General features: G+C 44.2%; 6 protein-coding genes and 1 pseudogene. 3 read left to right on the forward strand and 4 right to left on the reverse strand.

Annotation, left to right across the window (positions count from 1 at the left end; all coding sequences use genetic code 11):
• Positions 1 to 1,782 (reverse strand): elongation factor G (locus A1D16_RS20735; protein ID WP_290713274.1); only part of this gene is annotated, 1,782 nt, incomplete at its 3' end.
• A 33-nt stretch (positions 1,783 to 1,815) separates the two neighbouring features.
• Complete coding sequence (locus tag A1D16_RS20740) at positions 1,816 to 2,193, reverse strand: hypothetical protein (RefSeq protein ID WP_290713277.1); 378 nt, start codon at positions 2,191 to 2,193, stop codon at positions 1,816 to 1,818.
• Between the two features lie 137 nt (positions 2,194 to 2,330).
• Here A1D16_RS20740 and A1D16_RS20745 point away from each other — a divergent pair, with 137 nt between their 5' ends.
• The 3 genes from A1D16_RS20745 to A1D16_RS20755 all read left to right on the forward strand — a co-directional run bounded on the left by A1D16_RS20745 (position 2,331) and on the right by A1D16_RS20755 (position 5,321).
• The gene (locus A1D16_RS20745; protein WP_290713279.1) at positions 2,331 to 3,572 is read left to right on the forward strand and encodes an ABC transporter permease; all 1,242 of its coding nucleotides are present in this window, start codon (positions 2,331 to 2,333) and stop codon (positions 3,570 to 3,572) included.
• Positions 3,573 to 3,576: 4 nt separating this feature from the next.
• Positions 3,577 to 4,578: a tRNA (adenosine(37)-N6)-threonylcarbamoyltransferase complex transferase subunit TsaD gene (gene tsaD, locus A1D16_RS20750; RefSeq protein ID WP_290713281.1), complete on the forward strand. Its 1,002-nt coding sequence runs from the start codon at positions 3,577 to 3,579 to the stop codon at positions 4,576 to 4,578.
• 80 nt (positions 4,579 to 4,658) lie between these two features.
• Positions 4,659 to 5,321 carry a methyltransferase gene (locus tag A1D16_RS20755; protein ID WP_290713283.1) on the forward strand — a complete coding sequence of 221 codons (663 nt, stop codon included), beginning with the start codon at positions 4,659 to 4,661 and terminating at the stop codon, positions 5,319 to 5,321.
• Here A1D16_RS20755 and A1D16_RS20760 read toward each other — a convergent pair whose 3' ends face one another.
• Both A1D16_RS20760 and A1D16_RS20765 read right to left on the reverse strand, forming a co-directional pair.
• Positions 5,322 to 5,651: a DMT family protein gene (locus A1D16_RS20760; protein ID WP_290713285.1), complete on the reverse strand. Its 330-nt coding sequence runs from the start codon at positions 5,649 to 5,651 to the stop codon at positions 5,322 to 5,324.
• A gap of 101 nt (positions 5,652 to 5,752) precedes the next feature.
• Positions 5,753 to 6,899, reverse strand: a pseudogene (locus A1D16_RS20765) (chromosome segregation protein SMC); the annotation flags it as partial.

Consider the following 6,899-nt stretch of genomic DNA (forward strand, 5'->3'; position numbering starts at 1 on the left):
GAAGGAAATATCATTGGAATCAACCGGATGCATTTTTCCATCAAATACGGATACCCGGATGTCTCGAACAAAACTTCCTGTGAGGGGGCCTTCCTGCATTTTCTCCATAACACCTTTCATAATAGAGGGTAGAAAGCGGGTATCAATAGCGCCTCCAACTATACAATTGTAAAAAGCCAGCATTCCGCCCCAGGGCAGTGTATGAAAATCCCGGTTCCTGACCGAAAGACCCTGTGGGTCCGGCATATCTGGTGTGAATGGCTCAATCCGTAAATGGACTTCTCCAAACTGCCCTGCGCCGCCCGATTGTTTTTTATGCCGGTAATGTGCTTCCGCCGCTTTCCTGATCGTTTCCCGATACGCAATCCGCGGGCGCGAAAAACGGACGTCTACTTTGAACTGGTGTTGCAGTTTCCACTTAATTACGGCCAGGTGCATATCTCCCTGGCAATGCAAGAGGGTTTGTTTTAGTTCGGACGCCACTTCCACGCCAATGGTTGGATCTTCCTCCACCAGTGTATGCAGCGCCTGGGCAAGTTTTTCCTCTTCTCCTTTAAGCAGGGGTTCTATAGCTATACTGAGGTTGGGAGCAGGGAATTCAATAGGAATTAATTCAATAGGCGTCTGCCGGTCGCACAGGGTATTATTAATATGCGTGTTTTTTAATTTCAGGGTAGCGCCCAGGTCACCAGCGGCCAATTCATTTACAGCCGTACGTTTATTCCCTTCGACAATAAATAACTGGCTCAGCTTTTCCACTGCTTTAGTGGTTGGATTAAGCAATTCCATTCCTGATTTTACCACACCGGAATAAACTTTGAAAAAAGATAATTCCCCTACATGGGGTTCGGTTACTGTTTTGAAAACAAAGAGGCAGGCGGGCGCATCCGAGCGACAGGCTAATTCTTTTTCCTGTTTGGTTTTTTGCGGGGGCATTTCATTGGCCCCAGGGCATACATTGTCTATAAAACCCATCAACCTTCCGCTTCCCATATTCCGTTCGGCCGAAAGGCAAAAAAGCGGAAAAAGGTCATGGTTGAGCATAGCTTTTTTCATGCCTTCCTTCATTTCATCTTCTTCCAATTCACCCTTTTCAAAATAATGTTCCATGAGGGTTTCATCGTTACTGGCAATTGCTTCTACCAGTTCTTTGTGCAGGAATTCAGCCCGTTGTTTTTCAGCATCGGGGATAGGTAATTTTTCCGGTTTCCCGCCACTGTCATGAAACTTATAAAGGGTCATCCGCAATACATCCACTATTTCATGAAACCCGGCTCCCTGTTGTAAGGGATATTGAACAATCACTACCTTAGCGCCGAAATGCTCTTTTGCCTGTTGAACGGTTTTGTCGAAATCGGCTTTTTCCTGGTCCAGCTGATTAACCGCCAGTAACATAGGCGTTCGGAAGGTTTCTGTATACTGCCAGATAATATCTGTTCCTACTTCCACACCCATAGCAGCATTCAGCACCATTACACCGGTATCGGCTACCCGTAAAGCGGCAATTACTTCCCCGGCAAAATCGTCGTATCCAGGTGTATCAATAATGTTGATCTTATAGCCTCGCCATCGGGCATGCAGTAGTTTGGAGAAGATGGAATTGCCCCGCTCCTGTTCCAGTTCATGGAAATCACCAATGGTGGTATGCGTGGCAATACTGCCCCTTCGAGGAATTAGCCCGGCTTCAAAAACCATACTTTCCGCTAAGGAGGTCTTTCCCGAACCTGCATGGCCGAGTAAGACAATATTCTTGACATGATTGGTATCAAATTCGGCTGACATACTAAATGAACGCTAAGGTGAGGAATAGGTAGGTTAGTTGATTTTGTGAACGAAGCGATGGAATTCTTCTTCCACATGATCAAGTGTGCCCATTAATTGCTCGTACTGGTAAAGATGATCTTCATGCGCTGAGAGCGTAGCGTCGGTTAACTGCCCTTTTTTTTCCTTTTCCCAATGGGCAATCCGTTCATGGTCCTTAATTGCATGTTTAAGATCATGAATGTTAATTAACTGAATGTAGAACTGATTTTGGAGATGTTCCAGATCCTTTAAGGTATCCTTGTCCTGGAGATTGGTCGAAAGCAACTGAAGTTTTTCCTTTAATTCAGTAAATGCTGACCTTTTTGAACGGAGAGTGTTTACCCAGGTTGTGCACTCTCCTACCAGCTGGGAAATGTCTGTAGTAACCATTGGAAGTATATTTAAGTGATGAAATAAATTCCTATGATTCAACTGCGGTAGGGGTCGTTTAGAAGGCCGGATTGATTCCTCCTAATTTAAGCCTCTTTTTTCATTTTAATTGGATTAGGAAGCAGTATTTTTGAAGCATGCGCAAAACTCTCGAAATACTGGGCACCGGACTCAAAATGGCCCTGGGTGAATTCCGGTCCAATAAACTACGGACTTTCCTGTCCTTATTTGGGATAACGATCGGAATCTTCTGCATAATTGGGGTACTGGCTACGGTAAACAGTTTGGAAGAAAATGTGCAAAAGGATATTAAAGCATTGGGCAGCAATACCATATTTATTGATAAATGGGATTATAGCGGACAGATCCCCTATTGGAAACTCCTGAACCGGCCCACGCCTAAATACGATGAAATGAGGCTGCTAAAACAGGCAGTACCCGAAGCTTCCAATATAGCCTTTGCCCTTCAGCGGATGGATAAAGTGGAATTCCAGAACGAACAGCTGAATAATGTTCGGATGTACGGTATTTCTGAAGATTTTTCAAATATTCAAACAATTGATATTATTGATGGGCGCTACCTGCAACAGACTGATTTCGATTATGCGTCCAATTCTGCCGTAATCGGTTATAAAGTAGCGGAAGAGCTTTTTGGAAAACCCGAGCGCGCCGTTGGAAAATTAGTGTCTATCTACGATAGAAACGTAAATGTGGTAGGACTTATAAAAAAACAAGGTTCCTCCATCATCGGTGGATGGGAATTTGACAACGCCATTTTACTGCCCTATAGTTTTATGAAAACACTTGTTCGGGAAGACCGGTCAGACCCCGTATTAATGTTGCAGGGCAAGGAAACGATACCCATGAAATTACTGAGGGATGAGGTAACCGGTGCCATGCGTTCTATCCGGAAACTTAAACCTACGCAGGTTGATAATTTTTCACTCAATGATATGGATGCCTTCGGTGAATTTGCCGCTGGTATATTCTCCGGTATTAATATGGGCGGCTTCTTTATTGCTATCCTGTCCCTGATCGTAGGTATGTTTGGAGTAGCGAATATCATGTTCGTAACGGTTCGCGAACGAACGCCACAAATCGGCCTGAAAAAAGCCATCGGCGCAAAACGCAGAACAATTATGATGGAATTTTTGATGGAATCGGCCTTCCTCTGTATTATGGGCGGTCTTATCGGGCTGCTGCTCGTATTTATTCTTACACAGATAATTTCCGGGGCTATGGGTTTTCCCATTACCATATCTTTTAAAATTATGACCATCGCTATTTCTATTTGTATTTTTGTGGGTGTATTGGCTGGTATTATACCGGCTTCCATTGCTGCAAAAATGGATGCGGTAGTTGCTATCCGCAGTAAATAATATTATGCCTGTTATTCTCGCCATTGAAAGTTCCTGTGATGAAACAGCCGCAGCAGTTGCTGTAGATGGAAAGCTGGCATCCAATATAATTGCTTCCCAAAAAATTCATGAACAATTTGGAGGGGTGGTACCTGAACTGGCCAGCAGGGCCCATATGCAAAACATAGTGCCTGTAGTGGACCAGGCATTGGAAAAAGCAGGTATAGAATTAAACCAGCTGGATGCTATTGCCTTTACCCAGGCCCCTGGTCTGATCGGGGCCTTACTGGTAGGAGCCCAATTTGCCCGTTCACTGGCACTGGCTCTTAATAAACCCCTGCTCGCCATTCACCACATGCAGGCTCATGTAATAGCCAACCTGATAGAAGCCCCCCGCCCTTCTTTTCCTTTTTTATGCTTAACTGTTAGTGGAGGACATACCCAGTTGGTAGTGGTAGAATCACCGGTACGTATGCGGGTAATTGGTGAAACAATAGACGATGCTGCCGGTGAAGCCTTTGATAAATCTGCAAAAATACTGGGATTGCCGTATCCAGGCGGACCATTGATCGATGCGTATGCTAAAACCGGTAACCCTGCGGCATTTCGTTTTCCGGAACCCAAAATACCCGGGTTAGATTTCAGTTTCTCCGGGTTAAAAACGGCAATTCTCTATTTTGTACAGGAGCATCAGCGAGAGAACCCGGCTTTTATCCAGGATCGGTTACCCGATATCTGTGCTTCCATTCAGCACCGGATTGTGACCATCCTTTTAAACAAACTGAAGAAAGCAGCCGAGCAAACAGGTATAAAAGAAATTTGTTTGGCAGGTGGTGTATCAGCTAATTCCGGATTACGTGCCACATTAGTGCAGATGGGAAAAAAATATGGTTGGTCGACCTATTTTCCGGCTTTCGAGTATTGTACCGATAACGCGGCTATGATTGCCATGGCAGCACATTATAAATTCCTGGCGGGGGAAACGGCGTCATTGGCGGAAACGCCAACGGCAAGAGCCGCCTGGTAAGTCATCAAATTATCCTTATCCATTTGGCCAATAGTTTTTTTAAGTTGAAAGAATTTACCATACAACAGGAATCTTGTTCCATGAAAGTATGTACCGAGTCCTGCCTGTTTGGTGCCTGGCTGGCTGATTTTTTCCGGGACCAGGAATTGGACGCTGCCTTGGATATTGGTACGGGTACTGGCTTGTTAAGCCTGCAACTGGCGCAACAGGTAAAGGTTAAAAGTATTGACGCTATTGAGCTAGACCCCGCTGCAAGTAAACAGGCGACAGCAAATTTCCAGGCCAGTGCCTGGAATCAATCGCTCCATTGTATACAGGGCGATGTACTTAACTATTCCTTTGAAAAAAAATACAGGCTTGTTTTCAGTAACCCACCTTTTTTTGAACAATCCCTGCTTTCCGCTGATCGGGGCATTAATCTTGCGAGGCATGAAGCAGCTTTGGGATTGACCGCATTGGCAGATCTGGCAGCAAATTTATTAGAAGCGGACGGATGGTTGGCCCTTCTACTGCCCTATTTACGGGCCGATGCTATGGTGGAGCAGGCTTTAAAAGCTGGTCTAACGCTTCGAAAAAGGACCAATGTATGCCAAACAGAAAAGCATGGTCCATTCAGGAGTATGCTGTTATTTAAAAAAGATGGGGCAACAGAAACCACAACGGATCAGGTGCTGATCAGGCAAAACGGCAGTTATAGTGCGGCATTTACCCAACTTTTGCAGCCCTATTATTTGTATCTCTGATCATTTTCTGAACATAAAATAAACAGCGCCTAATAACAGGCCGAAGCTAATCAGGTAATTCCAGCGAAAAGGTTCCTTCAGATAAACGACCGCAAATACCGCAAATACAACCAGTGTAATAACTTCCTGCGTCATTTTTAACTGAAAGCCGCTAAAACCATTTGCATATCCCATCCGGTTGGCGGGCACCATCAGGCAGTATTCAAAAAAAGCAATACCCCAAGCCATCAAAATTGCTTTCCATAAAGGCAAGCCTTCCTGCTTCAGGTGTCCATACCAGGCTATTGTCATAAATATATTGGAAAGTAACAGTAAAAAAATAGTGCGCATATGGCTGGTTTCTTTAGGTATGATCACAAAAATAAAAAAAAGCACCTCCATTTGGAGATGCTTAACATGTTGGACGGTTACTAATACTTAAATATAAGGGTTTAATTCAGATTTCTAAAATCTACCGGTACTAATTTACTTACGCCCGGTTCCTGCATGGTTACCCCGTAGATAGCATCAACGGCACCCATGGTCATTTTGTTGTGGGTAACGATAATAAATTGACTTTCTTCACTAAAGCGACGGATCATATTGGTGAATTTACCCACATTGGCATCGTCAAGCGGTGCATCTACCTCATCCAGGATACAAAATGGAGCAGGTTTTATCAGATAAATGGCGAATAAGAGTGCGGTAGCCGTAAGGGTCTTTTCTCCCCCGCTTAACTGGGTAATGGAAGAAGGGCGTTTACCTTTAGGCTTGGCAATGATATCAATGCCCGTTTCCGCCAGGTTATCCGGATTTTCCAGGATAAGATCACATTGATCTTCTTCTGTAAACAATGCCTTGAACACTTTTATAAAGTTTTCTTTGACCTGATTAAAGGTATCCAGGAATTTCTGGTTGGCGGTGCTTTCCACTTCCGCTATGGTTTGCAGCAAGCTGTCTTTAGCAGTTACCAGGTCATTTTTCTGTTCCAAAATGAACTCGTACCGCTTCTTCATTTCGGTGAAGGCTTCAATGGCTGTCGGATTCACTTCTCCCAAGTTTTCAAGACGCTTTTTCATGCGTTCTGATTTTTCCTGCAATTCTTCCACCGCAGTTTCTGTTGCCCGGGGCTGGTCAATGATATCATCCAGGTTGATACGGAACTCCACCTGAAGCCGTTCCTTCATGCCGGCCAGTTGCAGTTTTAATTCATTCAAACGGTCCTTAATGGTTCCTAAAGACTGTTCAAGTTGTTCTTTTTCCTTCACCTTAGAACGAAGCGCCGTCTCTTTTTCATTCAATTGGGTGCGGATAGAATAATATGCCTGGTCGGCCTGGTTCAGAATTTTTTCATCCTCGTCTTTTTTACGCATCATTTCCAATAAACCATTATCGGCCTGGTTCAGTAAATCCTCGCTTTCCGCAATGCTTTCCAACGCCTGTTTTAACTGGCTCTGGTTGCTTTCGATTTGAGCAGTCAATGCACTTAACTGATTTCGCTTGAAATCAAGTTCCTGTTTAATTGAGTTTATGCGACTTTGCTGTCTTGTAAGTGAAAGATTAAATTCATTGTAAACAGCATTGGCACTATTGTACGCC

The organism is Flavihumibacter sp. CACIAM 22H1 (assembly GCF_001601815.1).
GTDB lineage: Bacteria > Bacteroidota > Bacteroidia > Chitinophagales > Chitinophagaceae > Flavihumibacter.

Coding starts and splice junctions, on each gene's coding strand:
- A1D16_RS20740 (WP_290713277.1), bottom strand. CDS start 2,193: ATGGTTACTACAGACATTTCCCAGCTGGTAGGAGAGTGCACAACCTGG.
- A1D16_RS20745 (WP_290713279.1), top strand. CDS start 2,331: ATGCGCAAAACTCTCGAAATACTGGGCACCGGACTCAAAATGGCCCTG.
- tsaD (WP_290713281.1), top strand. CDS start 3,577: ATGCCTGTTATTCTCGCCATTGAAAGTTCCTGTGATGAAACAGCCGCA.
- A1D16_RS20755 (WP_290713283.1), top strand. CDS start 4,659: ATGAAAGTATGTACCGAGTCCTGCCTGTTTGGTGCCTGGCTGGCTGAT.
- A1D16_RS20760 (WP_290713285.1), bottom strand. CDS start 5,651: ATGCGCACTATTTTTTTACTGTTACTTTCCAATATATTTATGACAATA.